A 26,204-nucleotide genomic window follows, 5' to 3' on the forward strand; every position below is an offset into this window, starting at 1 on the left:
CCGTCCAGGTCCAGCACCGGCACGTCCACGCCGCCCAGCAACGCCGCGTGCCGCCGCCACACGCGCGCACCATCTGGCCCAGGCCTGTGAAGGCGCGCGAACACCCGCCCTGGCGTCAGCGGAGCAACCCTTGCCGCTCACCGATCGGGAGCGTGAGATCGTCACGCTGGCCGCGCACGGGCTGTCCAACCGCGAGATCGCCGACCGGCTCGTCGTCTCGGTCCGCACCGTGGAGGGCCACCTCTACCGGGCGGGCGCGAAGCTCGGCGTGACGGAGCGGAAGGCGTTCGCGGCGCTGCTCGGCATGTGAGTTCCCGCCCGCGACGAGGTTCAGTGGCCGCCCCGCGGCCGCCGGTTCTTCCCGGAGTGCCACACCACCCGGATCTCCGAGAGCAGTTCCAGCGGTTTGGCCGGCACGGTCTTCGGCAGTGAGCTCGCGAACCGCAGCGGGTCCTTGCGCAGGCGGCGCAGCATGCGCTTCGGTTTGCTGACCAGCCGCTGGCGCAGGTCGGCCAGGTAGTCGGCGCGCACGTCGCGGCCGTAGGTCCGCCCGCAGGCGGTGCAGGTGACCTCGGCGAGGAGCCGCCCGGCGTAGACGACCTCGTGCACGGTGTCCGTGCCGCACCGGGAGCAGGTCAGTTCCGCGTGCCGGACAGTGCCCATCGCTGCCTCATCTCCGGTAGTTCGCCGAGGCCAGGACCTGCTCGGCGATCACCAGGTCGTGTGCGTAGGTGACCTTGATGTTCTCCTGCTCCCCGGCCACCCAGTGGATGGGCAGCCCGGAGAAGCGCTCCATGACCGACGAGGTGTCGGTGCCCTCGAACCGCTGCCGGGCAGCCTCTTCGTAGGCGTCCAGCAGCGGGCGGGCGTGGAACGCCTGCGGGGTCTGCGCGCGGATCGCCGTGCCGCGCGGCAGGTTCGCCAGCCCGCCGTCCGCGACGGCCATGATGTCGTCGGCCGCGAGGCCGGGCACCGCGCCCCCGTGCCGCCGCGCCGCCTGCAGGACTCCGGCGATCAGCGCCGGGCTGGCCAGCGGACGGGCGCCGTCGTGCAGGAGCACCGTGTCGATCGCGCCGCTGTCGATGCGTTCGGCGAGGTGCCGCAACGCGCGCAGCTCGGACTCCTGCCTGCTGCGGCCGCCGTGCACCACCTCGACCTCGGCGCCGTCGACCTCGCGTTCCAGCACCCACTCGACGAGCTCGTGGTCCTGCGGCCGGGTGACCAGGACGAGCACGCCGATCCCGGGCACCCGCGCGAACGCGCCGAGCGACCAGGACACCAGCCGCCGCCCGGCGAGCGGCAGGTAGACCTTGTTGACGTCGGCCCCGACCCGGGTCCCGGACCCGCTGGCCAGCACGACGGCGGCGGCGTGAGCACGTCGATCCATCCCGCCGATCATAACGTCAGCAGCTCCTGCACCGAGGCCAGCAACCGGGCGGCATCCGCGCCGTCGCCGACCCGGTGGTCGACAGTGAGACCGACCGTGCACCGCAGGGACAGGCCGATGCCGCCGGGCACCGGGACCACCTTCTCCTGCACCCGGCCGACGGCCAGCGCCGTCGCCTGCGGCGGGCTGAGCAGCGCGTGGAAGGCGTCCACCCCGAACCCGCCGAGGTTGGACAACGTGGTGGTGCCGCCGGACATCTCGGCGAGCGTGAGCTTCCCGGCGCGGGCGCGGCGGACCAGGTCGCGGACGCGCTCGGCCAGCCTGTCGTCGAGGTCCGGGTCCCGCAGCACCGGGGCGAGCAGCCCGCGCCCGGTGTCCACGGCGAGCGCGACGCCCACGTGGTCGTGCCGCCGCACGTCGCCGTCGGCCCATTCGGCGTTCAGCTCGGGGTGCCGCCGCAACGCTCCGGCGAGGGCGCGCAGGAACACCGTGGTCCAGTCGCCGCGCGCCGGCATGTCGAGGTCGCGGTAGACGACGAACTGGGGGACCTGCGCGCTGGCGGACATCCGCCGCGCGATCACCGCGCGCCGGCTGCGCCGCGGTGCCGGCGGCGGGAGGTCGGCGAGCCGGATGGTGGCGGCGGGCCCGGTGGGGGTGATGGTGGCCAGGTCGATGCCACGCTCGGCGGCAACCCGCCGGGCGGCGGGCACGGCGGCGACCCGCCTCGGTGGTGTGGCCGTGGGTGCGGTCGCGACGCGCGCTGGCGCCGCGAGCGCGGGTTCGGGTTCGGCCGCGACGCGCGTCGGCGCCGCGGGCCCCGGCTCGGATTCGGCCGCGATCCGCCTCAGCGCTGTGGACGCGGGTGCGGGTTCAGCCGTGACGCGCGCTGGTGCCGCGGGTGTGGGGCCGGGCTGCGGCTCGCGCGCCGCGGGCGGAGGCGCGGGTTCGGCCGCGACCCGCCGCGGCGCCGTGGGCACGGGTTCGGGTTCCGGTTCCGGTGCGGGACCGTCGAACAGGCCCGCCAGCAGGTCCTCGGCCGCGGTGGCGAGGTAGGCGATCGGCTCGCCGACGGCCACCACGTCGTCCGGCTGCGCGACGATCCGGGCGAGGGTGCCGTCGGCGGGCGCCTCGACCTCCATGTCGACCTTGTCGGTGGCCACCTCGCACACGACCTCGCCCGCGCGGACCTCGTCCCCCTCGGACTTGTGCCAGGCCACCAGCGTGCCCTCGGTCATGGTCATGGACATCTTCGGCATGACCAGCGGCGCTTCCGGCATCACCACCTCCGCACCAGGTCCGCGGCCGCCCGCACGATGTCCTCGACCTGCGGCACCGCCGCGCGCTCCAGTTGCGGCGCGTACGGGATCGGCACGTCGAGCCCGCAGAGCCGGGCGATCGGCGCGCGCAGGTGCCCGAACGCGGGGGACTCGCCGATGGTCGCGGCGATCTCGGCCATGAACCCGGCCGTCTTCGGCGCCTCCTGCACGAGCAGCGCGCGCCCGGTGCGGATCACGTCGTCCACGATCGGCTGCGCGTCGAGCGGTTTGAGCGTGCGCGGGTCGATCACCGACACTTCGACCCCGTCCGCGGCCAGCTGCTCCGCCGCTTCCAGCGCACGCGACACCATCACCCCGGTGGCCACGATCGTCAGGTCCGCCCCGGTCCGGCGCACGGCTGCCTCGCCGAGCCGGGCGGGCGTGGCGGCCTCCGGCACGGGACCGCTTTGCTTGTAGAGCAGCTTGTGCTCCAGCACGATCACCGGGTTCGGATCGTCGATCGCCGCCAGCAGCAGGGTTTTCGCGTCGGCCGGGGTGGCCGGCATGACCACCTTCAGCCCTGGCACGTGCGCGAACCACGCCTCCAGGCTCTGCGAGTGCTGCGCGGCGGCGCCGGTGCCGGAGCCCGTGGGCGCGCGCAGCACCATCGGCACGGTCGCCGCGCCGCCGAGCATGAAGTGGATCTTCGCGGCCTGGTTGACGATCTGGTCCATGGCCTGGGCGGTGAAGTCGGAGAACTGGATCTCCACCACCGGCCGCATCCCGGCGAGCGCGGCTCCCACCGCCGCGCCCACGATGCCCAGCTCGCTGATCGGGGTGTCCCGGATCCGCTCCTCGCCGAAGCGGTGCACGAGATCGCCGGTGACCCCGAAAGCGCCGCCGTAGGTGCCGACGTCCTCCCCGAGCAGGAACACCCGTTCGTCGGCCGTCATCGCCTGGGCCAGCGCCTCCCGCACGGCCTCGGCGTAGGTCAGGGTGCGGGTCTGTTCCGCCACCGCGGTCATTTCGCGTACACCGCCTCGGTCAGCGAGTCCGCCGAGGCGTCCGGCGCGGTGTTGGCGGCGCGGATCGCCGCCCGCACCCGCTCGCGGGCTTCGTCCCGGCAGGCCTGGATTTCCTGGTCTCCCAGCGTGTTCGCGACCCGTTGCTCGAACCGGGCGATCGGGTCGCGTTCGCGCCACTGCTCGATCTCTTCGCGGGTGCGGTAGAGGTTCTTGTCGCTCTTGGAGTGGCCCTTCCAACGGTAGGTGGTCGCCTCGACCAGCGTCGGGCCCTCGCCCGCGCGGGCCCGCGCCACCGCGTCGGCGACCGCGTCGTGCACGGCCTGCGGGTCGTTGCCGTCCACGGTCACCCCGGGGATGCCGTAGGCGGCGGCCCGTTCGGACAGCTGCTTGACCCGGAACGCGCGGCTCACCGACATCGACATCCCGTAGTGGTTGTTCTCGCACACGAACACCACCGGCAGGTCCCAGATCGCGGCCAGGTTGACGCCCTCGTGCCAGGCGCCCTCGTTGACCGCGCCGTCGCCGAAGAAGCTGACCACGACCTCCTGCCCGCCACGCATCCGCACCGCCAGCCCGGCGCCCGCCGCGATCGGCACCCCGCCCGCGACGATGCCGTTCGCGCCGAGGTTGCCGGTCGCCACGTCGGCGATGTGCATCGACCCGCCCCGGCCGCGGCAGTACCCGGTCTCCTTCGCCAGCAGCTCGGCCGTCATCTCGTCCAGCCGCGCGCCCTTGGCGATGCAGTGCCCGTGGCCGCGGTGGGTGGAGGTGATGTAGTCCCCTTCGGACAGTGCCAGGCAGGCGCCCACCGGCACCGCCTCCTGCCCGATCGACAGGTGCATGGTGCCGTGCATGAGCCCGCGTGCGAACAGGTCGTCCACCGCTTCTTCGAAGCGCCGGATCGTCCACATGGTGACCAGTGCCTCGCGGGCCGGCCCGGCGTCGCCGATCAGATCCATGGTCGTCCCCCTCACGCCGGAACCAGGTCCCGCACCGGCTCGCCCTGCAGGAGCCGGTCCTGCAGGCGCCGCAGGGACGCGATCGTGGTGGTCTCGTCGACGGCGACGTCCGCGGCGGTCAGCACCGTGCCGGCGGGCACGTCGCGCAGCACGCGGGCGCCGCTGACCAGGCCGAGCGGCACGTGACCGCCCGCGCGGGCGGCCTGGGCGGAGTCGGTGACGCCGTAGACGGTCTCGCCGCCGATGCCGTCGACCAGTTCGCCCTTCGCCAGGTCCCGCTTCGCCACCGCCAGCACCTCCGCGTTCCACGCCACGGGCGCGAGGCTCGGGGTGCGGTCGAGCACCGCCTGCGCGACGGACAGCGGCGCTTCCACGCTCGCCAGGTGGTAGGGCCGGTAGAAGGTGTAGTACGGGCCAGGCCCCATGCCCAGGTAAGCCATTTCCTCCACCACCACCGGGTCGTCGCTGTGGCCGACGACGAACACGCCCGGCGCGACCGGCCCGGTGCAGTAGTCGACCACGCCGGGTTCCGGCAGCTGCCCGCCGTCGGACTCCGGGCGGAAGATCCGGTTCAGATCGTCCACAGTGGAGTACGGTCCGGTCATGCCGCGGCGGCTCACCTTCAGGTCCACCCCGTTGGCGAGGGCGGCCATCTCGATCATGGTCTTCGAGCCGTCCACGAAACTGGCGAGCATGTGCGGGTTCATGCCCTTCGCGGCGGCCTCCGCCGCGACCGAATCCGGCGTGGCGGCCGGGTCGAGCGGGTTGTTCTTGCCCTTCCCGGCGCACACGACGGTGAAGCCGATGTCGCGGGCGTAGTCGACGAGCGCCTTGCACTCCACGGGTTCGTCGCCGCGGCACACGGTGTAGACGCGGCCGAGTCCGGTGGCCATCTTCGACAGCAGCAAGCCGACCGTGACGTCGCATTCCACGTTGAGCAGCGCGATGTCCTTGCCCGCCAGCAGCCCGGCGAACGCGACCCGGGCGCCGACCTCGGGCACGCCGCTCGCGTCCACGATCACGTCGACCGGCAGGCGGGTCAGCGCCAGCGCGTCGTCCACCACGACCGCCTGTCCCAGCTCCACCGCGGCCGCCAGGTCCCCGCCGGTCCGGACGTCCGCGCGCCCGGCCCGCTCGAAGGCCCGCACCCCGCGCTCCGGGGCGATGTCGGCGATCGCGGCGACCTCCATGCCGTCGATCCGGGCGGCCTGCACGACGAAACCCAGCCCCATCTGGCCGGCGCCCACCAGTCCGATGCGCACCGGGCGGCCCAGTTCGCGTTCGCGGGCTCGCAGCCGATCGGCGTAGCTCATCTCGACACCTTCCCCGTCTGCACAAATGTGCACTCCATGTGCACTTCAGTGATTTCTTGGTACCACGCTGGCGATAACCAGCACAACCCTTCACGTTGTTTGCACATTTGTGCACGACGGAGAATGAAAAAGGGCCGGCTCCCACAATGGAAGCCGGCCCTTTCCGCGCCGGAATTCAGGCGGCCGCGCGTTGTCCCGCGGTCAGCCGGGACACCATCGTCAGCGCGTCGGCGGCGGCCTTGGCCACGGCCTTCGACGGCGCCCGTTCGGTGAGCGTGCCGAGTGGCCCGGCCAGCTCCGGGCGTTCCCGGAACCGGGCGAACACCGACGCGCCCTCCATGACCAGTGCCCTGGTCACCGCGTTCCGCCGCCGGTCGACCACCAGCAGCACCACCGCGCCGCGCAGCTTGCCCTTGGCCCGCCCGGTCACCAGCAGCGCGCCGCCGCGGTTCTCCTCCGCCGCGACCTGGTTGACCACCCGGGCGTACCGCATGTGCTGGCGGTAGCTGAAGAAACCCGCCACCGCGAACCCGGCGACCAGGATCGCGGCGGCCTGCCAGGTCACGTCGTGCTCCCGCCGCTGAGCGTCAGCGTCGCCCCGGCGGCGGGCAGCGACACCGTCCCCTTGCCGTGCACCGCGCCGGGCAGCAGCGTGGTGCCCTCGTCCGGGTTGAGGTAGACCACGATGTGCCCCAGCGTCTGCAGGTTCTCGTGGGCGCGCTCACCGACCGCGGTCAGTTCGACCTCCGCGTCGCCGAGCCGGAAGATGTCGCCGACGCGCACCTCCCGTTCCGGCTTCGCGGCGGGGGAATGCACGACGCTGACGCTTTCCAGCGCGTCCGGGATCGGATCGGCGTAGAGGATCACCACGCCGCCGTCCACCATGTCCTGCGCCTCCTCGCCGGCCCGCAGGATCGTGCTCTCGTAGTACACCGTCATCGTCGACACCTCACAGTCCGAAGCTCGCGCCCCAGGCGATGATGACCGCCAGCGGCGCCGTGATCAACCGGCTGATCAGCACCGCGGGGGTGCCGACCGCGACGGTCTCGGGTTTCGCCTCGCCGAGCGCGAGGCCGACCGGGATGAAGTCGCAGCCCACCTGCCCGTTGATGGCGAACAACGTCGGCAGGGCGTACTGCACGGGCAGCGCGCCGATCGCGATCTGGCTGCCCATCAGCGTGCCGACCACCTGCGCGATCGCCGCGCCGGGCCCGAGGATGGGGGACAGGAACGGCAGCGACACCACGAGCGAGATCACGACCAGCCCGAGCGGGTTGCTCGCGATCGGGGACAGCACGTTCGCGATCCCGCGGGCGATCCCGGTGTAGTTCACGATGCCCAGCAGCAGGCTGACGTAGGCCATGAACGGCAGGATCGTGGTGAGCGTCAGCTCGACCGTCTGCCTGCCCGACGCCAGCATCGTGTTCACGAACGAGCCGACGCCCGAGCCGAACTTCACGAACACCCCGGACACCGAGTCGAACGCGCGCCCGAACCCCGTCGACTGCCCGCCGGTGACCGTCGCCGCGACGTCCCGGGCCGACGGGCGTTCTTCCCGCGGCGGCACCTTCGGCGGCGCGGTGCCCGTCTCGCCGTCCGCCTCGGTCACCTCCTTGACGCCGACAGCGGAGACGAACAGCTCCTCGGTGATGAACTTAGCCAGCGGACCGCCCGGCGCGCCGGGGTAGACGTCCACAGTGGGCAGTCCCTTGCGCGGGTACACGCCGATGCGGGCGGTGCCACCGCAGTTGATCACCGCGGCGACCACCTCGTCGTCCGGCACGGAGGTGTGGAACCCGTCCACCGCCTCGGCGCCGGTGAGCTCCGCGATCCGCGCCGCCACCGGGTGGATGCCGCCGCCGGTCACGGACAGGACCTTGTCGCGCTTGCCGTCGACCCGCAGCAGCAGGCCCTTGCCCCAGCCGCCTTCGCCGGGGCGGACGAACACCGCGCGGGTGGTGTGGGTCTCGGTCATTTCGCACCCGCCTTGGCCGCCTCGAACTGCCGGTCGAAGTCCGCGAACACCTCGGTCCGCCCGGTCCGCTTGATCATGAACGCGGTGATCCGCTCGGTGACCACGCCGCGGATGAAGATCACCACGATGCCGACCAGGAAGTACCGCAGCGCCAGCGGCACCGTCGACTGCCCGAGCTGGGCCACGCCGTTGGCCACGCCCAGCCAGACGAACAACTCGCCGGCGTTGGCGTAGGGGAAGAACGTCGTCACCGGGTGCACGAACGACACCGCGGAGTCGTAGAACGCCGGCTTGTGCCGCTCCGGCAGGAACCGGCCGAACGAGTAGGCCATCGGGTTGGTCAGCATGAGCACGGCCAGCACCGGCATGATCGTGTAGCGGGTGATCCACCACCGCGCCGACCACCGGACGGCTCTGGTGACGCGCTGCTCGCCGATGAACGTGGTGATCGCGTACATCGCGGTCAGCAGGACGATCAGGGTGGGCAGAATGCCGGTCACCAGGCTCACGAACTGCTCGCCGGAGGCGTTGAACAGCCCGATGAAGTGGCTGCCGAGCCACTCGAGGACACCGAGGGGACCGGAACTGGACCCGGTGTCCGCCTGCTGCGCCATTACAGCAAGCTCCTCCATATTTTCCTCCTTGTCGGCCCCCTGAGCCAAACGCGTCTGCACATAAGTGCAAAGCTTCTTCACGTTTGACAGTGATGTGTGTAACATGCCGGTCCAGCGGGTCACAACCCCCGACGCGAAGGAGCGACATGCCTGAGATCAAAGTCCGGATCGCCTCGCCGGTCGGCCTGCACGCCCGGCCCGCGAGCCAGTTCGTCAAGGCCGCGGCCCGGCACGGCGGACCGGTCTCCATCGCGCGGCCGGGCGCCGAACCCGTCGACGCCCGCAGCATGCTTTCGGTGCTGAGCCTGGCGATCGGGCACGGCGAGGAGGTCGTGATCAGCGCCGAAGGGGACGACGCCGACGCGACGCTCGCCGAGCTGTCCCGGCTGGTGTCCACCGCGGACGCCTGATGCCGCCGCCCCGCGAACAGCAGCTGCTCGTCAAGGCGGCGCGGCTGTACTACGAGGAAGGCCGGTCGCAGCACCAGATCGCCGAGACACTGGGCGTCAGCCGTTCCAGCGTGTCCCGGATGCTGACCGCGGCGCGGGAGCGCGGCATCGTGCAGATCCGCATCAACGACCCCGCCGGGCGGGACCTGGACACCGAAGGCGAGCTCACCGCGCGGTTCGGGTTGCGGGACTGCCGGGTCGCGGAGAACGCCGCGGGGGAGCGGCCGCTGCCGCGCGTCGGTGAGCTCGGCGCGCGGTGGCTGCTGGAGAACGTCCACTCCGGACAGCGGGTCGGGGTGTCGTGGGGCCGCAGCCTGCAGGCGGTCGTGCAGCACGTGCCCGAGGAAAGCGCGGTCGACGTCGAGGTGCTGCCGCTCGTCGGCGGCCTGTCGTCGGTGGAATCGGCGATCAGCGGCGAGGAGCTGGTCCGCGACCTGGCCGCGCGACTCGGCGGCCGGTTCCAGCTGCTGCACGCGCCCGCGTTGCTGACTTCCCGGGCAGGTCGGGACATCCTGCTCGCCGAACCGTCCATCCGGGACGCTCTGGACCGGGCGCGCAAGGTGCACGTCGCGGTCGTCGGCATCGGCAGCGTCGGGGTCGGGTCCTCGGCGGCCCTGCTCACGGCGATGGAGCTGACGCCGGAGGAACGCGCGGAGTTCGAGGGCCACCACCCGGTGGGGGACTTCTGCGCGCGGTTCTTCGACGCCGACGGGCGCCCGGTGCCGGGGCCGGTCGACGACCGGGTGATCAGCACGACGTTCGCCGACCTGGCCGGCATCCCCACGGTGGCGGGTGTCGCGGCCGGGGCGGAGAAGGCGCGCGGCACGCTGGGCGCGCTGCGCACCGGTGTCCTCGACGTCCTGATCTGCGACCAGTCGCTGGCCGGCGCCCTGCTCGACTGAAAGGTGTTGCGCATGCTGGGAACGAGGTTGTCCGGGGTCGCGGTGAGCCCGGGACGCGCGAGTGGTCCGGTGGTGCGGGTCGCCGAGCCGCTGGGCGAACCCCCGCGCACCCCAGCGCCCGCCGATCCCGCGGCCGACGCGGCGCGGATCGCGCCCGCCGCGGCGGCCGTCGCACGGCGGCTGGAGGAGCTCGCCGCCACCGCGGAAGGCGAGGCGGCGGACATCCTGTTCACCACCGCGGCGATGGCGAACGACCCCGGTCTGGTCGCCGAGGCCGAGCGGCTGGTCACCGTCGAAGGCGTGCCCGCGCCGCGCGCGGTGCACGAGGCCGCGGACGGGTTCGCCCGCTCGCTGGCCGCCGCCGGCGGGTACCTCGCCGAGCGCGTGCGGGACATCCAGGACGTGCGGGACCGCATCGTGGCCGAACTGCTCGGGGTCGAGCCGCCCGGGGTGCCGGAGCTGGCGTCGCCGAGCGTGCTGGTCGCCCGCGATCTCGCGCCCGCCGACACCGCCGGGCTCGACCCGGCGAAGGTGCTGGCGCTGGTGACCGAGCAGGGCGGGCCGACCAGCCACACCGCGATCCTGGCGCGGGCGCTCGGGATTCCCGCCGTCGTCGCGGTGCGCGGCTTGCTGGAGTGCGGGGCCGAGGCACTCCTCGTGGACGGCGACACCGGTGTCGTCGAGCCGGCCGACTCGCGCGGGCCGGTGGTGGTCGCGGACCGGCGGGTGGCGGTGGAGTGGAACGGCGTGGGCGCGACGGCGGACGGGCGCCGGATCCGGATCCTCGGCAACGTCGGTTCGGTGGCCGACGCCCGCGCTGCCGCGGAAGCGGGCGCCGAGGGGATCGGCTTGTTCCGCACGGAGTTCTGCTACCTGGACGCGCCGTCCGAGCCTTCGGTGTCCGAGCAGCGTGCGGCGTATGCGGCAGTGCTCGCGCCGTTCGCCGGGAAGCCCGTGGTGGTGCGGACGCTGGACGCGGGGGCGGACAAGCCGCTGGCGTTCCTGGCCCCGGAGCCCGAACCGAACCCCGCGCTGGGGGTGCGGGGCGTGCGCGTCGCGTTCGCCCGGCCGGAGGTGCTGGACCGCCAGCTCGAAGCGATCGCCGCCGCGGCCGCCGAGTCGGGTGCGGAAGTGTCGGTGATGGCGCCGATGGTGGCGACGGCCGCGGAGGCGGCGTGGTTCGCGGAGCGGGCGCGGGCCGCCGGGATCGCGCGGGCCGGGGTGATGATCGAGGTGCCCGCGGCGGCGCTGGCCGCGCGGGAGATCCTGGAGGTGGCGGATTTCGTGTCGGTGGGCACCAACGATCTCGCGCAGTACACGTTCGCCGCCGACCGCCAGCTCGGCGCGGTGGCCGCGTTGAACGACCCGTGGCAGCCGGCGTTGCTCCGGCTGTTGGCCCTGGTCGGCGAAGCGGCGCGGGATGCCGGAAAACCGGCCGGGGTGTGCGGGGAGGCGGCGGCGGACCCGCGCCTGGCCCGCGTGCTGACCGGCCTCGGAATGACGAGCCTGTCGATGACGGCGGCCGCCATCCGCCCGGTCGGAGCCACCCTGGCAACGGCGACGTTCGCCGACTGCGAGGCGGAGGCCCGCCGCGCGCTGGGGTCTGGTGCCTGAGCCGTGGCCCAATCGCCGGAGGCCGGCCGGCTGCTGACCGCCGATGGCCGCTGGTTCAGCGCGGCGTGGCTCCACTCCAAGGCGGTCGTGCCCTTCGCCACTCCGTTCGGCGCCGACGACCAGGTGCTGGAGAGGTTCCGGGACGGCGCGCGTGCGGTCGGTGCGGCATCGGTGTTCGTCTTTCCCCTCGGCGATGAGCGCCCGCGGGTGCTCGGCGACGTAGATCCTCTCGGTGTGCGTGGTGAGGTCCTGCTCGCTGTGCCCAACCGGGACGGGGCCTTGCTCATCACGGACGCGCGGTACTCCCTCCTGGCGGGTACCGGGGAGTTCCTCGCCGCCGCAGTGCCGTGGGGCGTCGACCGCTCACGTGCGCGTTTCGGCCGAGACGCCCGGCGGCTGGCGGAGGTGTATCCGGAGCTGCTCGAAGTGGCGACGCGACTACCGCCCGCCCGGCCGGTGCTGGCGTCGCCGAGTGAGATCGAGCCTGGCTCCGCGCTCGCCGAGCAAGTGCGGCTGATGGAATCGTTCGCGGAAGGCTCGATCGCGGCGCCCGATTTCGCGCGAGCCTGGCTGACCGCGCGCCGTCGGAGACCGCGCCCGGAGGAGCTGCTCGACGAGCCGTTCGAACGCCTGCTCGCGGAGGTGTTCTTCCTGCTCGAGGACTACGTGATCGATCCCGCGCTGCGCGACCCTGGCGACCTGACGGACGAAGACCTCCTCCACGGAGTGCAAGCCGTCGTGCAACGACTCCGGCTGTTGGAGGCACCTGATCGCGGCTAGTCCTGAGTGGTTAGTTCGTCGGCAGTGGGCGGCGAGGGAGTCGAGGATCTGGTCGGCGGTGCGGGTCCAGACGCAGGGCCTGGGGTGGCGTTCCATTGCTGGATCCAGCCGCGGATGTCGCGTTCGAGGGCGGTGACTGAGCGTTGGACGCCGCGCGGTGTTCGATCCACCCTCGGCGCAGGCCGCCGGGTCCGGCCCTTCAGCGTTCGACGTTCGTCGTCGGACAGGTCAGTGGCGCCAAGACCCTAATCCGGCCAGCTGTGCACCGGCTCGTTCGTGTGCATGTGCTCCCGGTACTCGCCGACCAGGGTGCGCAGCGTGTCGAACCTGTCGAGGCCCGTCGTGTCGAACAGGCGGTGGAAACGTCGTTGCTGCCAGCTCGCGCCGGTGGTGCCGGTCAGGCAGCGCTGCTCGATCACGCCCAGCAGCCGGTCGCGTTCGGCGGCGTCGACGTCCCACTTGCGCAGCCCCTCGTCGGCCATCGGCAGCAGCCGTCGCAGGACCAGTTCCGCGACCGGGACGGTGCCCAGCCCCGGCCAGTAGATCGAGGCGTCGATGCCGTTGCGCGCGCAGGCGTGGAAGTTCTCCTCCGCCGCGCTGAACGACATCCGGGTCCAAATCGGACGCTCGTCCTCGGCCAGGGTGCGGACGAGTCCGAAGTAGAACGCGCCGTTGGCCATCGTGTCGATGACCGTGGGACCGGCGGGCAGGACCCGGTTCTCCACCCGGAGATGCGCCCGGTCGCGGGTGACCGCGTAGATCGGCCGGTTCCAGCGGTAGATCGTGCCGTTGTGCAGCCGCAACTCCTGCAGCGACGGCGTGTCGCCCCGGTCGAGCACCTCGAACGGGTCCTCCTCGGAGCAGATCGGCAGCAGCGCGGAGAAGTACCGGGCGTTCTCCTCGAACAGGTCGAAGATCGAGGTGATCCACCGCTCGCCGAACCACACGCGCGGCCGCACGCCCTGTGCCTTCAGCTCCTCGCGGCGGGTGTCGGTGGCCTGCTCGAACAGGGCGATGCGCGTCTCGGCCCACAGGTGCTTGCCCAGCAGGAACGGCGAGTTCGCGCCGACCGCGACCTGCACCCCGGCGATCGCCTGCGCGGCGTTCCAGTAGGCGGGGAACTGCGCGGGACTCACCTGCAGGTGGAACTGGGTGCTCGTGCACGCTGCCTCGGGCACGATCGTGTCGCACGTGGCCCGCAGGCGTTCGACGCCGTCGATGGCGATGTGCAGGTCCTCGCCCCGCTCGGCCAGGATCTGGTCGTTGAGCAGCTCGTACCGCGGGTTCAGCGACAGCGACGCGCCGGTCAGGTGGTCCTGCCGCAGGGTGGGCAGGATGCCGACCATGATCAGGTGCGCGCCGATGCGGTTGGCGTTCGCTTCGGCGGAGTTCAGGCTGGCGCGCACGTCGTCCTCGAACGTCTTCGCGCCGTCGCCGTTGAGCCGGCGGGGCGAGACGTTGATCTCGAGGTTCCACTGGCCCAGCTCGGTCTGGAAGTCCGGGTCGGCGATCGCCTCCAGCGTCCTGACGTTGCACATCGTCGGCTCGCCGCGCTCGTCGACCAGGTTGAGCTCGATCTCCAGCCCGGTCATCGGCCGCTCGAACTCGAAGTGCGACTCCCGCAGCATCCGCGCGAACGCCTCCAGGCAGCGCCGCAACCGGGCCCGGTACCTCGTGCGGTCGGCCCTCGTGAAAGTGTGCTGCCCGACTTCCTCGCCCATGCGACCCTCCGGATCCCTGCATTGTCCCACCGGACGACCGGCGGCACAGCGGATACGAGGAGTGACGGGGTGGGCCGCGAGCGGCGCTACCGCTCGCGGCCCCGGAGACCCGGCGAGCGCGTCAGTTGTCGTTGTACCACTGCGCGGTGCGCTGGTAGGCGTACGGCGTGCCGGACTTGTGCAGGTAGACGCGGAAGTTGATGTAGGCGTTCTCCGGCAGGTTGTGCCCAGGTTCGCTGGCGTCCGCGAGGTCGCAGTTCCCGCTGCCGCCCGCGCTCAGCGTGTAGGAGCCGCCGTTCCAGTACACGTCGAGGCCCACGGCCCAGCCGTCCGCCTCCATGTCACAGGCGTAGACGTAGTCACCGTGCTCGGTGAACCAGGCGACGCCGCCCGGGTCGCCGTCGGCGGTCCACACCTCGTGGTCGATGGCGGCGGCTTCCGGGGCGAACAGCAGCGTGGACACGGCGAGGGCGCCGGCGGTGGTCAGCCCGGCGAGTTTGCGTGAGTGTTTCATCGCACCTTCGTATTCGCTGGCAACGACGGCCGTCCTCGGCGAGGCGGCCCGAATCGAAAGGATCTTCGCATTCGTGGCGTGCGTGGCGGCGACGTTCCGCTGACACTGTCCGCGCCCCTTCCCCGCGCGGTGTGCGGTTCCGGTGCGGGCCGGGTACGGGCGGCCGCGGATCTTACGAGAGTCTCAACGCAACGTCCGGAAACGGCCGGACGGCGCGGGCGCGGACCTAGCATCGCCTGCGTGACAACGCCACCGCCGCGCGTGTTGCGGCACATCCGGTTCCGCAGCCCGCTGCGTGGCCCCTGGCTCACCTCCGTCCTCGGCGTGGTGCTGCTGGCCTGCCTGCCGCTCGTGATCGTCACCGGCCTGCTGGACCACGCCGCCTACGGGCCGGGACAGGGGATTCCCGCGGACGTCGGCTGGCTGCGCCTGCCGGCGTTCGACTGGCCGACGCGTCCGGCGTGGCTGTTCCAGCTGACGCAGGGCCTGCACGTCGGGCTCGGGCTGGTGCTCGCGCCGGTCGTGCTGGCGAAGCTGTGGTCGGTCATCCCGAAGCTGTTCGCCTGGCCACCGGTCCGCTCGCTCACCCACGCGCTGGAACGGATCTCCCTGCTGCTCCTGGTCGGCAGCACGTTGTTCGAGTTCGCCACCGGGATCCTCAACATCCAGTACGACTACGTCTTCGGGTTCAGCTTCTACACCGGGCATTACATCGGCGCGTGGGTCTTCCTCGCCTCCTTCGTCACGCACGTCGCGCTCAAACTCCCCACCACGGTGCGCGCGCTGCGATCCCGCTCCCTGCGCCGCGAACTGGCCACTTCGCGCGAGGACACGGTGCCCGAGCCACCCGACGACACCGGGCTCGTCGCCGCCGACCCCGCACCCCCGACCCTGAGCCGCCGCGGGCTGCTCGGCACCGTCGGCGGCGGAGCCCTGCTCGTCGGCCTCCTCACCGCGGGACAGTCGACCGGAGGCCCGTTGCGGGACCTGGCACTGCTCCTGCCGCGCGGCAGGCAATCGGGGGAGGGGTTCCCCGTCAACAGAACCGCCGTCGCGGCCGGGATCACCGCCGAGAGCACCGGCACGGGCTGGCGGCTGACCCTCACCGGCGGGCACGAGCGCGTCCTCACCCGCGACGACCTGCTCGCCCTGCCCCAGCACACCGCGCGCCTGCCCATCGCCTGCGTCGAGGGGTGGTCGACCGTGCAGACCTGGACCGGGGTGCGGCTGCGCGACCTGGCCGCGCTCGCCGGGATCCCGCACCCCGCCTCGGCGTCGGTGACTTCGCTGGAACGGGGACCGTTCGCCCAGGCGACCCTCAACTCCGGCCAGGCGACCGATCCCGACTCGCTGCTCGCGCTGCGGGTCAACGGCGAAGACCTCAGCCCCGACCACGGCTTCCCGGCCCGGATCATCGTCCCCGCGCTGCCCGGCGTGCACTGCACGAAGTGGGTGCGCTCGATCGCCTTCCGGAGCGCCCCGTGAAACGGCTCATCGCCCTGCTTGCGGGCCTCGCGCTCGCCGCCTACGCCGGATCCTTCCTGCTGGGCGAGCCGGATCTGCCGACGATACTGGTCTGGTTCGCCGGAGCCGCCGTCGTGCACGACCTCGTGGTGTTCCCGCTGTGCGCGGTGGCCGGACGGGCACTGGCGCGGCTGCCCGTCCGGATCGTCAACCACGTCCGCCTGCCCCTGCTCGGCGCCGGGCTGACGTTCCTGGTGTTCCTGCCCGGCATCGTCCGCCAGGGCGAGGCCACCCACCTCGCCGCCACGGGCCTGGACCAGCAGCCCTACCTCGGCCGCTGGTTGTGGCTGGTCCTGGGCATGTTCGTGGTTTCCGGGCTCGTCTACGGGGTGCGCCTGATCCTCAGCCGGCGCGCTTGAGCTCGGCGAAGTGCCGCCCGCCGTGCGCCGCGGTCCAGGACACCGCCAGTGCGGCGGCCGCGGCGACGCCGGCGAGTGCGTCGGCGCCCAGCCAGGCCCACGGGAACCACGGGCTCCCGTCGACCCGCACCCGCTCCCGCCGGACCGCCGCGCCGGGCGGGTCCAGTTCGACGAGCGCCCGGCCGCCGGGACCGAGCAGTTCGAACACCCGCCGCAGCAACACCACCGGATCACCGCCGATGCCGATGTTGCCGTCCGCCAGGAGAACGTGCCGCCACCGGCCGGCCCCGGGAACGCGGTCGAACACGTCGCGCCGCAGCGCCACCCCGCCCCGGCGGCGGGTCAGGCGGACCGCGGTGCCGGACACGTCGATGCCCAGCGACGGGACACCCCGCCGCGCGAGCGCGGCCGTGAGACGACCGGGACCGCACCCGATGTCCAGGGTCGGACCCCAGCAGCGGCCGAGCAGCAGCTCGTCGGCGGCGCCGGGATCGCGCAGCCAGCGCCCAGCGGGCAGCTCGATCCGGCTGCCGTCGGCCAGTTCCAGGCGGCAGTGCCCGCCCAGGAGCGCGCTGTCGAAGTGCCCGCTCACCGCGTCACCGCCGCCACCGCGACGGGGAACCGTCCATCGCACACCGAAGCCACCGCACGAGCGTCCGCCATCGTGTCCACATCGGACAGTTCGCTGAGCTCGCGCGGCACCACACCACGCCGGGACAGGGCCGCGTGCGTGCGGTCGCCGGTGTCCGATCGCGACATGGGCACCTCTTCGAGCACGCGAGCGGCCGCCGGGTCCCGCAGGCCCAGGGCCCACCAGCCGCCGTCGGGCGCGCGGCCCAGCACCGCCTCGTGCGCGGTGAGGTCCGCGGCCGCCGCCGCGAGCAGCTCCGGACGGACCTGCGGGGTGTCCATGCCGATCTGCAGCACGGGCAGCCCCGGGTGTCGGGCGGCGGTGTCGGCGTGCGCGTTCGCCAGCCGCTCCCCGAAGGGCCCGCCGCGCTGATCCAGGACCGTCGTCCGCGCCAGCGCGTGCCGGATCTCGGCCGACCGCGCGGCCGCGACGAAATCCCCGGTCACGGCGACCACGGGCACCGCCCCGGGGGTCGCGGCGACCGCGTCGAGCGTGTCCAGCAACGCGGCGGCGGCGATCTCGGCGGCCTGTTCCGGCGACGCGGGCGGGCACAACCGGGTCTTCGCGAACCCGGGCACCGGCGCCTTCGCGACCACCAGCAGGCAGAACCGGGCGGTCATCCGAGCAGCACCCGCGCCATGTCGCGGACCGCGCCCACGGTTCCGCGCACCGAACCCGACACCTTCGACCGGCCCGCGGACCGCGGCCGGTAGACCACGTCGCACTCGCGCACCACCCACCCGGCGCGTCCCGCCCGGATCAGCAGTTCCAGCGGATAGCCGGACGCGCGGTCGGTCACGCCGAGCCCGAGCAGTGCTTCCCGCCGGGCCACGCGGACCGGCGCGATGTCGTGCACCGGCACGCCCTGCAGCCGCAGCAGCGCCGACAACACGGCGTTGGCCACGCGGGCGTGCCGCGGCCAGGCGCCGGGAACCGGACGGCGCCGCCCGGCCGCCAGGTCCGCCTCACCGCGCTCGACCACCCCGGCGAGCACGGTCAGCGCGGCGGGGTCGAGCGAGCCGTCGGCGTCCAGGACGGCGACGAGGTCGCTGGTCGCGTGCTCCAGACCGGTGTGCACGGCCGCGCCGTAGCCGCGGCGCGGTTCGCTGACCACCTTGGCGCCCGCGGCGGCGGCGACCTCGGCCGAGCCGTCGGTCGAGCCGTTGTCGACCACGATCGCCCGGTACCCGGGCGGCAGCGCCGACAGCACGCCGGGCAGGGAACCGGCTTCGTCGAGACAGGGCAGGATCACATCCACGACACCGGACGGTATGTCCACCGTGGAGACTTGAGAACCGTTGCCGCCCTTACCGAATCATGACGCCTTGACAATTCTTACCGACTCCTGACGGATCGGCGCGACCGCCGTCGTCGGCGCGCGCGACGGGCTACGGTGCGCGAAGCCGGCGCGGAAGGGGACAGAGGTGCGGGTGGACGCGGTGCGGGCGCCGGAGAGCAGCGGCCGCCGGGCGGACCTGGTGACCGTGGGGTGCGCGGGCGTGCTGGTCGCGGTGGCTGTCGCGGTCGGCGCCTACCTCAACCGGCCCGGTTCCGGGGTCACCCTCCTCGCACCGGCCGCGCCGCTGTTCGGGTTCTGGTCGCCGCACGCCGGACCGGGCACGGTTCTCGCCGTCATGGTGGCGTTCGCGGTGGTCGGCTGGGGACCGTCGCTCGCGCGGACGACGGCGTGGCGGCCACTGCTGGCCGGGTCCTACCTCGCGGCGCTGGCCTGGACGTTCGCGCTCGCGCTCGTCGACGGCTGGCAACGCGGCCTCGCCGGGCGCCTGACCAACCCGAACGAGTACCTGCGCGAGGTGCCGGGCATCCAGGACATTCCGGCCATGCTGCGCGGGTTCACCGCGCGGATCCTCGACTTCCAGCCGGACTCGTGGACCACCCACGTGTCCGGGCACCCGCCGGGCGCGACCCTGGTGTTCGTGTGGCTCGACCGCCTCGGCCTGTCCGGCGGGGGATGGGCCGCCGTGGTGTGCGTGCTCGCCGGGTGCCTCGTCGTGCCCGCGGTCGCGGTGACGCTGTCCGCGCTGGGCCGGGCCGACGCGGCGCGCGCGACCCTGCCGTTCCTGGTGCTCTTCCCGGGCGCGGTGTGGATCGGCGCCTCCGCGGACGGGCTGTTCGCCGGGGTCACCGCGGTGGGCATCGCCCTGCTCGCGCACGCGACGCCGGCCTTCCGGACCGGGCGGCGTTCGGCGGTCCCGGCCGCGTTGTCCGGTGGCGTGGTGCTGGGGTTCGGGATCTTCCTGTCCTACGGGCTCGTCCTGCTCGGGGTGGTCGCGCTGGCGGTGGCGGTTGCCGGGCGGAGCGTCACCCGAGCGTTGCCGCTGGCGCTGGCCGGCGCGCTCGCTGTCACCGGCGTGTTCGCGCTCGCCGGGTTCTGGTGGCTCGACGGCTACCACCTCGTCGTCGAGCGGTACTACCAGGGCATCGCCGCCGAGCGGCCGTACTCCTACTGGGTGTGGGCGAACCTGGCGTGCCTGGTGATCGCGTCCGGGCCCGCGGTGGTCGCCGGGGTGCGGCGCGCGGTGCTGGCCCGGCGGTGGCGCGACCCGGTGCTGTTGCTGGTCGCCGCCGCGGCGCTGGCCGTCGTGCTGGCGGATCTGTCCGGGTTGTCCAAGGCCGAGACCGAGCGGATCTGGCTACCATTCCTGGTGTGGCTGGTGCCCGCGGTGTCGCTGCTGCCGGGCCGGCGCCGGGTCTGGCTGGCCGGCCAGGCCGTCACGGCGCTCGCGGTGAACCACCTCGTGCTGACGTACTGGTAGGGCGGACGTGACTGGAACAGGCCACATCCTCGTCGTGGACGACGACGAGACGGTGCGCGACGTCGTGCGGCGTTACCTCGAAGCGGGCGGCTTCACCGTCGAACTCGCCGGGAACGGCGACGAGGCGCTGCGCCGCTTCGCCGGGCGCGAACCCGACCTGGTCGTGCTCGACGTGATGATGCCCGGCATGAGCGGCCTGGAAGTGTGCCGCCGGATGCGGGAACGCACCGCGGTGCCGGTGGTCCTGCTGACCGCGCTCGGCGAGGAGGAGGACCGCATCGCCGGCCTGCGCCTGGGCGCCGACGACTACGTCACCAAACCGTTCAGCCCGCGCGAACTCGCGCTGCGGGTGATGTCGGTGCTGCGGCGGGCGCGGCTGCCGGCGCGCGAACCCGCGCCCGACGTGCTCACCGACGGCGGGCTGCGGCTGCGGCTCAGCGCACACCAGGCGACCCTCGACGGGCGGCCGCTGTCGCTGACCACCCGCGAGTTCGACCTGCTCGCGTTCTTCCTCGCCCAGCCCGGCACCGCGTTCTCCCGCGAGGAGCTGCTGGAGAAGGTGTGGGGCTGGAACTTCGGCGACCAGTCCACCGTGACCGTCCACGTGCGCCGGTTGCGCGAGAAGATCGAGGACGACCCGGCCAAGCCCACCCGGATCGCGACCGTGTGGGGTGTCGGCTACCGCTACGACCCGGTGCGGCCATGATCGAACCCACCGAACCGTGGCGGGACATGCTCCTGCACGCCTGGCACATCCTGCCGGTGGCGCTGCTGTTCGCCCTGCCGGTCGCGCTCGCCGGCGGGCTGGTCCTGTACGTCCTGCGGCGCCGTTCGCTCGCCACCACGCTGACGGTGCTCGTGCTGATCCCGGTGCTGGCGACGCTGACCGGCGTGCTCGGCGTCAGCGGTTTCATGTTCACCCCGGCGATGACCACGATGATGCTGGTGTGCCTGCTCGTCGGGCTGGTCACCGTGCCCGCCGCGATCGTGCTGGGCCGGACCATCGCGCGGCGCACGGTGTGGGAGCGCGAGGCGCGCGAGCGTGAGCGGATGGCCGAGGCCGCGCGGCGCGACCTGGTGGCGTGGATCAGCCACGACCTGCGCAGCCCCCTGGCCGGGATCCGGGCGATGGCCGAGGCGCTGGCCGACGGCATCGTCTCCGACCAGCGCGAGGTTGCCGGTTACGCGCAGCGGATCAGCGGCGAGAGCGAACGGCTCTCCGGCATGGTGACCGACCTGTTCGAGCTGTCCCGCATCACGGCGGGCGCGCTGCGGCTGTCGATGTCCGCGGTGCCGCTGCGCGACGTCGTGAGCGATGCGGTCGCCACGCAGGCGCCGATCGCGCGGCGGAAGCAGGTGTGCGTGCGCGCCGAGTCCGAGTCGTGGCCGGTCGTGTTCGGCAGCGACCCGGAACTGGCGCGGATCGTGCAGAACCTGGTCTCCAACGCGATCCGGCACACGCCCCCGGACGGCACGGTGTCCGTGCGGGTGGCCGTCGAGGGCGGCGACGCGCTGCTCGCCGTGGACGACGGGTGCGGCGGCATCCCGGACGACGAGCTGGCCCGGGTGTTCGACGTCGCCTTCCGCGGCACGGCGGCCCGCACCCCGGACCCGTCCGGCGCGACCGGCGCCGGGCTCGGGCTGGCGATCACGAAGGGGCTGGTGGAGGCGCACCACGGCCGGATCGGGGTGCGCAACCACGGCGCGGGCTGCCGGTTCGAGGTCCGCCTCCCGCTCGCCGCGCACTGACTTCAGGCACGCAGCGGCGCGGCGGCGAAGGACGCGATCCCCTCGGCGAACGGGATCTTCGCGGTGAACCCCAGCAGGTCGCGGGCGCGGGCCGGGTCGGCCACGACGTGCCGGACGTCGGCGGGCCGCGCGCCCCCGGCCACCACCGGGGGCGGACCGCCGAAGGCCCGGGCCAGCTCGGTGGCCAGCTCGCCGACGGTGTGCGGGGTGCCGGAGCAGACGTTGACCGGAGTCAGCTCGCCCGGCGCGCGCGGAGTGGTCAGCGCGCGCAGGTTCGCGTCGGCGACGTCCTCGACGTGCACGAAGTCCCGCCGCTGCCGCCCGTCTTCGAGGACGGTCGGCGCTTCACCGCGTTCCAGCGCGGAGCGGAACAACGCCGCGACGCCGGCGTACGGGGTGTCGCGCGGCATCCGGGGCCCGTACACGTTGTGGTAGCGCAGGGCCCACACGCTGCCGCCGGTCTGCCGCGCCCAGGCGGCGGCCAGGTGTTCCTGCGCGAGCTTCGTGGCGGCGTACGTGCTGCGCGGGCGCAGGGGCGCGTCCTCCGGCACGAGGAGCGGTTCGAGGTCGACGCCGCAGTGCGGACAGGGCGGCTCGAACCGGCCGGCGTCGAGCGCTGCCGGTGTGCGAGCGGCGGGATCGACCAGGCCGTGAGCCGGGCACCGGTAGCGCCCCTCGCCGTAGACGACCATCGAGGAGGCCAGCACCAGCCGCCCGACCCCGGCGGTGTGCATCTGGGCCAGCAGCACCGCGGTGCCGTAGTCGTTGTGCCACGCGTAGAGCGGAGCGTCCGCCGGATCGAGCCCATGCCCCACGACGGCCGCCTGATGACACACGGCGTCCACCCCGTCCAGGAGATCACGCACGATTTCGGCGTCGGTGAGGGTGCCGCGGACGAACCGGTGCCCCGCGAGGTAGGCCGGCACCGTGTCGCTGTCGTGCGCCTGGGGAAGGAGGTCGTCGAGCACCAGAACGTCGTGCCCATCGGCGGCCAGGAGATCGGCAACGCACGAACCGATGAACCCGGCGCCCCCGGTGAGAAGAACCCGCATGGCGGCCACCCTAGGGGCGTCTCGGCAGCCACCCAGCCGCCGCGGCGCACACGTCAGACTTCGGTAATGCCGGGAGCGCCTCGCTGCTCCGCGAACGATCGCGGGCAGTGAGGCTGAATCCCGGTAGGTTCACATCGGGAGGCTGAGTGATGGACAACGCCAGCCGGCCTCGCTGGTGACCAGGATGATCGGCCGACATCCAGGCGAATCCGGACTAGGCGACGTGGACGAGGAGAGCCTGAACCTGTTTTTCGGCCTGGTGCGGGGCTTTCTGGCCGAGCGGCGGAAGATGTGGGCGGATCCCGCTCCCGGGAAGTTCGAACCTCGTGAGCCGTAATTGGCGGGGGCCTCAGCCGGACACAGCCTGGTCCGGCAGCCTGACCGACATGGCGTGGTGGAACACGTCCCGCGGGTCCCAGCGTGCCTTGACCTGCTGGAGCCTCGCGTAGTTGTCCTTGTAGTACAGGGTGTGCCAGGGGACTCCGGACCTGTTCCACTCCGGATCGGTGGTGTCGACGTCCGGGTAGTTGATGTACGAGCCGTCGTTCACGCTGCCCGGCACCGGCACCCCTCCGGTGTCCTGGTACATCGCGCGGTACCAGCGCCGGATCCAGTCCAGGTTCGCCTGCTCGCCCTCGGGGTCGGTCCAGGTGACGGTGTAGATCGCCTTCATGATGCTGTCCCGCTGGGCCAGCGCGGTCGCGTCCGGCGCGACGGTGTTGACCTTGCCGCCGTAGGGCACCAGCAGCAGCACCGCCCGCTCGTTGTGGTGGTCCGTGCTCGTCAGGTAGCGGTAGGCGGTGCCGATCTGCACGTCGGTGAACCGCTTGCGCAGGTAGGCGGCTTTGGCCTTGAACATCCCGGATTCGTCTTCCTGGCTGAGCGATCCGGCCTTCACCGCCGCCAGCCACGGCAGCCGGTGCGGCGGCTCCACCGTGATCGTGCCCTGGACGCCGGCGGTGATCTCCTGCACGTATTCACTCAGCAGCCGGTCGGCGTCGGGCAGCGTTCCGTCCATTGTGGCCACCATGACGAACGCACCCGGGTCGGCGCCGGTGTTGCGCCGGGTGATCAGCATCGGGCTGAAGAGGCTGGCGTAGGGGGAGCCGGGTGCGCTGTGGCGCTCGTGCCATTCGCCGTAGTTGCGCAGCAGCCGGTGGAACGACTCCTCGGTGGTGTCCTGCCAGCGCCACCCGATCGTCGCACCGAGTGTCACCGCGGGTGGTTTCGGCAGGAGGCGGGCGGGATCGTCACCGGTCGCGCCGGGCGAGCGCATCCAGTACCGGGTGACCACGCCGAAGTTCCCGCCGCCACCACCGGTGTGCGCCCACCACAGGTCCCGGTTCTCGTCGTCCTGCTCGCGGGTCGCGACCACCGCGCGTGCCCGTCCGGAGCGGTCCACCACCACGACTTCCACCGCGTACAGGTAATCCACGACCGATCCGAGACTCCGGGACAGCGGCCCGTAACCGCCACCCTGGATGTGCCCGCCCGCGGCCACACCGCCGCACTGGCCGCCGGGGATCGTGACACCCCAGCCGAGGTAGAGCCGCTCGAACACCTCCCACAGGGTCGCGCCCGGCTCGATCATGAAGGCGTTGCGCCGCCGGTCGAACGTGACCTGCCGCATCGCGGACATGTCGATGATCACCTCCGCGCCGTCGCCGACGAAGTTCTCGTAGCAGTGCCCACCGCTTCGCATGGTCACCCGTTTGCCCTCGCGCGTCGCGTCCGCGACCGCCCGCACGACCTGCTCGGTGGTGGTGGGCAGGCGGAAGGAGCCGGGACGCGGGAAGAACCGCTCGCTCGTCCGGCGCAGCACGAGGTCTTCGTAGCGGGGATCACCCGGCCGGATCGTGACCGGATCCGGCGCCTGACCGAGCGGAATCCCCTCCGCCTTCGCCGGAGCGACCAGTGCCGCGCCGCCCAGCGCTGCTGTGCCGGCAAGAAATCCACGACGTGTCGGCATTTCCATTTCTCCCCACTGTTTTCCGGTGTGCCGGCAGGAACGTTAGGACCGGCCGCGCCGGTGGCACCAGTGGTGCGGACCAACCGTCAGGCAACCCTCAGCGAACCGTCAGGTTCGCGGCAGCCACGCGGGACGTGGTGTGATGGGGAACGTGGACAAGGTTCTCGTGGTGGACGACGACCCGGGCTTGCGGGAGCTGCTGTTGTCCGCACTGCGGTTCGCCGGCTTCGAGGTCGAGGCCGCCGCCGATGTACCGGCCGCACTGGCCGCGATCGAGGCGCGCCCACCGGACGTGATCGTGCTGGACGTGATGCTGCCCGGCACGGACGGGTTCGACCTGCTGCAGCTGCTGCGTTCGCGGGGCGTCGACGTGCCAGTGATGTTCCTGACCGCGCGCGACGAGCTGGACGACCGGGTGCGCGGGCTGCGCATGGGCGGCGACGACTACCTCACCAAGCCGTTCGACGTGGTGGAGGTAGCCGCGCGGCTGGAGGCGCTGCTGCGGCGTGCCCGCCGCGTGCCGTCCGCGGCGCCGGAGGGCGTGTTGTCGTGCGGCGACCTGGAGGTGGACGAATCGAGGCACCTGGTGACCAGGGGCGGGCGCCCCGTCGAGCTGTCACCCACCGAGTTCCGGCTGCTGCGTTACCTGATGATCAACTCCGGGCGGGTGGTGTCCAAGGCGCAGATCCTGGACCACGTCTGGCAGTACGACTTCGGCGGCGACGCGGGTGTGGTCGAGCGGTTCGTCTCCAACCTGCGCCGCAAGATCGACTTCGGCGGCCCGTCGCTGATCCGCACCGTGCGGGGCTTCGGGTACAGCCTGCGTGCGGAGCAGCGGTGAACTGGCGCTCCCGGTGGCGGCCCGCCCTCGTCGCGCTGCTCGCCGGCCCGCGCGCCGCCGTGCTCAGCGCCAGGCTGCAGAAGGCGTACGACGCCCAGCAGCGGGCCCAGGACCGGCTGCGGAGCTTCGTCGCGGACGCCAGCCACGAACTGCGCACGCCGCTGACGACCATGCACGGCTGGATCGACCTGTACGTCCAGGGCGGCCTGCGCGATCGCGACGAGCTCGACCACGCCATGGCGCGGATGCAGGCCGAGGTGGGCCGGATGCGGCTGCTCGTCGACGAGCTGGCACTGCTGGCCCGGCTCGACGCGGCCCAGCCGCTGAACCGCGCGCCGGTGGACGTGGTCGAGCTGGCCGCCGAGGTGGTGGACGACGCCCGGATCGTCAGCACCGACCGGAAGATCACCCTGGAGGGGGCGGCGGAAGCGGTCGTCGACGGTGACGGTCCCCGCATCCAGCAGGTCCTGCGCAACCTCGTCGGCAACGCGGTGCAGCACACCCGGCCCGGCACGCCCGTCACCGTCACGGTCAGCGCCCGTGAGCGCGACGTGCTGATCGCGGTGCGGGACGAGGGCGACGGGATCGCGCCGGAGCACCTGCAGCACGTGTTCGAGCGCTTCTACCGCGCCGACCCCAGCCGAAGCCGCGACGGTGGCGGCTCGTCCGGGCTGGGCCTGGCCATCGTCGAGGGAATCGTGACCGCACACGGCGGCAGTGTCGACGTCACCTCGGCGCCTGGGCAGGGCACCACGGTCCGGGTCACCTTCCCCGTCGACAGCCCCGCCTGACC

At 72.7% G+C, this 26,204-nt stretch carries 29 protein-coding genes and 1 pseudogene; 12 read left to right on the plus strand and 18 right to left on the minus strand.

The window, feature by feature from the left end; translation table 11 throughout:
* Positions 1–130: 130 nt before the first annotated feature.
* On the plus strand, positions 131–310 hold the full coding sequence (locus ABZ193_RS00005) for a helix-turn-helix transcriptional regulator (RefSeq protein ID WP_354708248.1): 180 nt from the start codon (positions 131–133) through the stop codon (positions 308–310).
* A gap of 20 nt (positions 311–330) precedes the next feature.
* Here the strand turns inward: ABZ193_RS00005 and ABZ193_RS00010 are convergent, their stop codons facing one another.
* The 10 genes from ABZ193_RS00010 to ABZ193_RS00055 form a co-directional block, all read right to left on the minus strand.
* Positions 331–663 carry a hypothetical protein gene (locus ABZ193_RS00010; RefSeq protein ID WP_237339276.1) on the minus strand — a complete coding sequence of 111 codons (333 nt, stop codon included), beginning with the start codon at positions 661–663 and terminating at the stop codon, positions 331–333.
* Positions 664–670: 7 nt separating this feature from the next.
* Positions 671–1,399, minus strand: coding sequence for an IspD/TarI family cytidylyltransferase (locus tag ABZ193_RS00015; protein ID WP_354708249.1), 729 nt, complete (start codon positions 1,397–1,399; stop codon positions 671–673).
* Complete coding sequence (locus ABZ193_RS00020; protein ID WP_354708250.1) at positions 1,396–2,664, minus strand: dihydrolipoamide acetyltransferase family protein; 1,269 nt, start codon at positions 2,662–2,664, stop codon at positions 1,396–1,398. Before ABZ193_RS00020 ends, ABZ193_RS00015 begins: the two co-directional genes overlap by 4 nt.
* Positions 2,664–3,668: an alpha-ketoacid dehydrogenase subunit beta gene (locus ABZ193_RS00025; protein WP_020418587.1), complete on the minus strand. Its 1,005-nt coding sequence runs from the start codon at positions 3,666–3,668 to the stop codon at positions 2,664–2,666. The genes ABZ193_RS00020 and ABZ193_RS00025 overlap by 1 nt, the downstream gene beginning before the upstream one ends.
* Positions 3,665–4,627, minus strand: coding sequence for a thiamine pyrophosphate-dependent dehydrogenase E1 component subunit alpha (locus ABZ193_RS00030; protein WP_354708251.1), 963 nt, complete (start codon positions 4,625–4,627; stop codon positions 3,665–3,667). Before ABZ193_RS00030 ends, ABZ193_RS00025 begins: the two co-directional genes overlap by 4 nt.
* Positions 4,628–4,638: 11 nt before the next feature.
* Positions 4,639–5,940: an SAF domain-containing protein gene (locus tag ABZ193_RS00035; protein WP_354708252.1), complete on the minus strand. Its 1,302-nt coding sequence runs from the start codon at positions 5,938–5,940 to the stop codon at positions 4,639–4,641.
* A gap of 175 nt (positions 5,941–6,115) precedes the next feature.
* Positions 6,116–6,505, minus strand: a complete 390-nt coding sequence (locus ABZ193_RS00040; RefSeq protein WP_354708253.1) for a transcriptional regulator GutM — start codon at positions 6,503–6,505, stop codon at positions 6,116–6,118.
* Entirely contained in the window at positions 6,502–6,879 is a 378-nt protein-coding gene (locus ABZ193_RS00045) for a PTS glucitol/sorbitol transporter subunit IIA (RefSeq protein WP_020418591.1), read from the minus strand. The genes ABZ193_RS00040 and ABZ193_RS00045 overlap by 4 nt, the downstream gene beginning before the upstream one ends.
* Before the next feature lie 10 nt (positions 6,880–6,889).
* Complete coding sequence (locus tag ABZ193_RS00050; RefSeq protein ID WP_354708254.1) at positions 6,890–7,915, minus strand: PTS sorbitol transporter subunit IIB; 1,026 nt, start codon at positions 7,913–7,915, stop codon at positions 6,890–6,892.
* Positions 7,912–8,547 (minus strand): PTS glucitol/sorbitol transporter subunit IIC, encoded by a 636-nt coding sequence (locus ABZ193_RS00055; protein ID WP_223843126.1) that lies wholly within the window; start codon positions 8,545–8,547, stop codon positions 7,912–7,914. The genes ABZ193_RS00050 and ABZ193_RS00055 overlap by 4 nt, the downstream gene beginning before the upstream one ends.
* Before the next feature lie 128 nt (positions 8,548–8,675).
* On the opposite strand from ABZ193_RS00055, the gene ABZ193_RS00060 reads away from it, so the two are divergent.
* Genes ABZ193_RS00060 through ABZ193_RS00075 form a run of 4 tightly spaced genes read left to right on the plus strand, consistent with a single transcriptional unit; the run spans position 8,676 to position 12,274 of the window.
* Positions 8,676–8,939, plus strand: coding sequence for an HPr family phosphocarrier protein (locus tag ABZ193_RS00060; RefSeq protein ID WP_020418593.1), 264 nt, complete (start codon positions 8,676–8,678; stop codon positions 8,937–8,939).
* Complete coding sequence (locus ABZ193_RS00065) at positions 8,939–9,880, plus strand: sugar-binding transcriptional regulator (protein WP_354708255.1); 942 nt, start codon at positions 8,939–8,941, stop codon at positions 9,878–9,880. Before ABZ193_RS00060 ends, ABZ193_RS00065 begins: the two co-directional genes overlap by 1 nt.
* Before the next feature lie 12 nt (positions 9,881–9,892).
* Complete coding sequence (ptsP, locus tag ABZ193_RS00070; protein ID WP_354708256.1) at positions 9,893–11,494, plus strand: phosphoenolpyruvate--protein phosphotransferase; 1,602 nt, start codon at positions 9,893–9,895, stop codon at positions 11,492–11,494.
* A 3-nt stretch (positions 11,495–11,497) separates the two neighbouring features.
* Positions 11,498–12,274, plus strand: a complete 777-nt coding sequence (locus tag ABZ193_RS00075; RefSeq protein ID WP_354708257.1) for a colicin immunity domain-containing protein — start codon at positions 11,498–11,500, stop codon at positions 12,272–12,274.
* Here ABZ193_RS00075 and ABZ193_RS00080 read toward each other — a convergent pair.
* From ABZ193_RS00080 to ABZ193_RS00090, 3 genes and pseudogenes are all read right to left on the minus strand, one after another.
* Positions 12,275–12,393: pseudogene (locus ABZ193_RS00080) on the minus strand (IS630 family transposase); the annotation flags it as partial. It lies immediately after the preceding gene.
* A gap of 126 nt (positions 12,394–12,519) precedes the next feature.
* Positions 12,520–13,995, minus strand: coding sequence for a glutamate--cysteine ligase (locus tag ABZ193_RS00085; protein ID WP_354708258.1), 1,476 nt, complete (start codon positions 13,993–13,995; stop codon positions 12,520–12,522).
* A gap of 121 nt (positions 13,996–14,116) precedes the next feature.
* Complete coding sequence (locus tag ABZ193_RS00090) at positions 14,117–14,509, minus strand: hypothetical protein (protein WP_354708259.1); 393 nt, start codon at positions 14,507–14,509, stop codon at positions 14,117–14,119.
* Positions 14,510–14,749: 240 nt separating this feature from the next.
* Between ABZ193_RS00090 and ABZ193_RS00095 the strand changes: the two genes are divergently transcribed.
* Both ABZ193_RS00095 and ABZ193_RS00100 read left to right on the plus strand, forming a co-directional pair.
* Positions 14,750–15,994 (plus strand): molybdopterin-dependent oxidoreductase, encoded by a 1,245-nt coding sequence (locus tag ABZ193_RS00095; protein WP_354708260.1) that lies wholly within the window; start codon positions 14,750–14,752, stop codon positions 15,992–15,994.
* A complete protein-coding gene (locus tag ABZ193_RS00100; protein WP_354708261.1) occupies positions 15,991–16,392 on the plus strand; it encodes a hypothetical protein in 402 nt (133 codons plus the stop codon). Before ABZ193_RS00095 ends, ABZ193_RS00100 begins: the two co-directional genes overlap by 4 nt.
* Here the strand turns inward: ABZ193_RS00100 and ABZ193_RS00105 are convergent.
* Genes ABZ193_RS00105 through ABZ193_RS00115 form a run of 3 tightly spaced genes read right to left on the minus strand, consistent with a single transcriptional unit; the run spans position 16,376 to position 18,281 of the window.
* Positions 16,376–16,984 (minus strand): class I SAM-dependent methyltransferase, encoded by a 609-nt coding sequence (locus tag ABZ193_RS00105; protein WP_020418601.1) that lies wholly within the window; start codon positions 16,982–16,984, stop codon positions 16,376–16,378. The two genes, ABZ193_RS00100 and ABZ193_RS00105, sit on opposite strands and share 17 nt — an antisense overlap.
* Complete coding sequence (locus tag ABZ193_RS00110) at positions 16,981–17,643, minus strand: DUF2064 domain-containing protein (RefSeq protein WP_354708262.1); 663 nt, start codon at positions 17,641–17,643, stop codon at positions 16,981–16,983. The genes ABZ193_RS00105 and ABZ193_RS00110 overlap by 4 nt, the downstream gene beginning before the upstream one ends.
* A complete protein-coding gene (locus tag ABZ193_RS00115) occupies positions 17,640–18,281 on the minus strand; it encodes a glycosyltransferase family 2 protein (RefSeq protein WP_354708263.1) in 642 nt (213 codons plus the stop codon). The genes ABZ193_RS00110 and ABZ193_RS00115 overlap by 4 nt, the downstream gene beginning before the upstream one ends.
* A 166-nt stretch (positions 18,282–18,447) precedes the next feature.
* On the opposite strand from ABZ193_RS00115, the gene ABZ193_RS00120 reads away from it, so the two are divergent.
* The 3 genes from ABZ193_RS00120 to ABZ193_RS00130 are packed head-to-tail and all read left to right on the plus strand — an operon-like array spanning position 18,448 to position 21,549.
* Positions 18,448–19,800 carry a hypothetical protein gene (locus tag ABZ193_RS00120; protein ID WP_354708264.1) on the plus strand — a complete coding sequence of 451 codons (1,353 nt, stop codon included), beginning with the start codon at positions 18,448–18,450 and terminating at the stop codon, positions 19,798–19,800.
* Between the two features lie 7 nt (positions 19,801–19,807).
* Complete coding sequence (locus ABZ193_RS00125; protein ID WP_237339295.1) at positions 19,808–20,506, plus strand: response regulator transcription factor; 699 nt, start codon at positions 19,808–19,810, stop codon at positions 20,504–20,506.
* On the plus strand, positions 20,503–21,549 hold the full coding sequence (locus ABZ193_RS00130) for a HAMP domain-containing sensor histidine kinase (protein ID WP_020418606.1): 1,047 nt from the start codon (positions 20,503–20,505) through the stop codon (positions 21,547–21,549). The genes ABZ193_RS00125 and ABZ193_RS00130 overlap by 4 nt, the downstream gene beginning before the upstream one ends.
* 2 nt (positions 21,550–21,551) lie before the next feature.
* Here ABZ193_RS00130 and ABZ193_RS00135 read toward each other — a convergent pair whose 3' ends face one another.
* Complete coding sequence (locus ABZ193_RS00135; protein WP_354708265.1) at positions 21,552–22,601, minus strand: NAD-dependent epimerase/dehydratase family protein; 1,050 nt, start codon at positions 22,599–22,601, stop codon at positions 21,552–21,554.
* A 349-nt stretch (positions 22,602–22,950) separates the two neighbouring features.
* Positions 22,951–24,570, minus strand: a complete 1,620-nt coding sequence (locus ABZ193_RS00140) for a BBE domain-containing protein (protein ID WP_354708266.1) — start codon at positions 24,568–24,570, stop codon at positions 22,951–22,953.
* 142 nt (positions 24,571–24,712) lie between these two features.
* On the opposite strand from ABZ193_RS00140, the gene ABZ193_RS00145 reads away from it, so the two are divergent.
* Both ABZ193_RS00145 and ABZ193_RS00150 read left to right on the plus strand, forming a co-directional pair.
* Positions 24,713–25,411, plus strand: a complete 699-nt coding sequence (locus ABZ193_RS00145; RefSeq protein WP_354708267.1) for a response regulator transcription factor — start codon at positions 24,713–24,715, stop codon at positions 25,409–25,411.
* Positions 25,408–26,202 (plus strand): ATP-binding protein, encoded by a 795-nt coding sequence (locus tag ABZ193_RS00150; RefSeq protein ID WP_354708268.1) that lies wholly within the window; start codon positions 25,408–25,410, stop codon positions 26,200–26,202. The genes ABZ193_RS00145 and ABZ193_RS00150 overlap by 4 nt, the downstream gene beginning before the upstream one ends.
* Positions 26,203–26,204 lie beyond the last annotated feature (2 nt).

This window comes from Amycolatopsis sp. NPDC006125, assembly GCF_040614195.1.
Taxonomy (GTDB): domain Bacteria; phylum Actinomycetota; class Actinomycetes; order Mycobacteriales; family Pseudonocardiaceae; genus Amycolatopsis_E; species Amycolatopsis_E tucumanensis.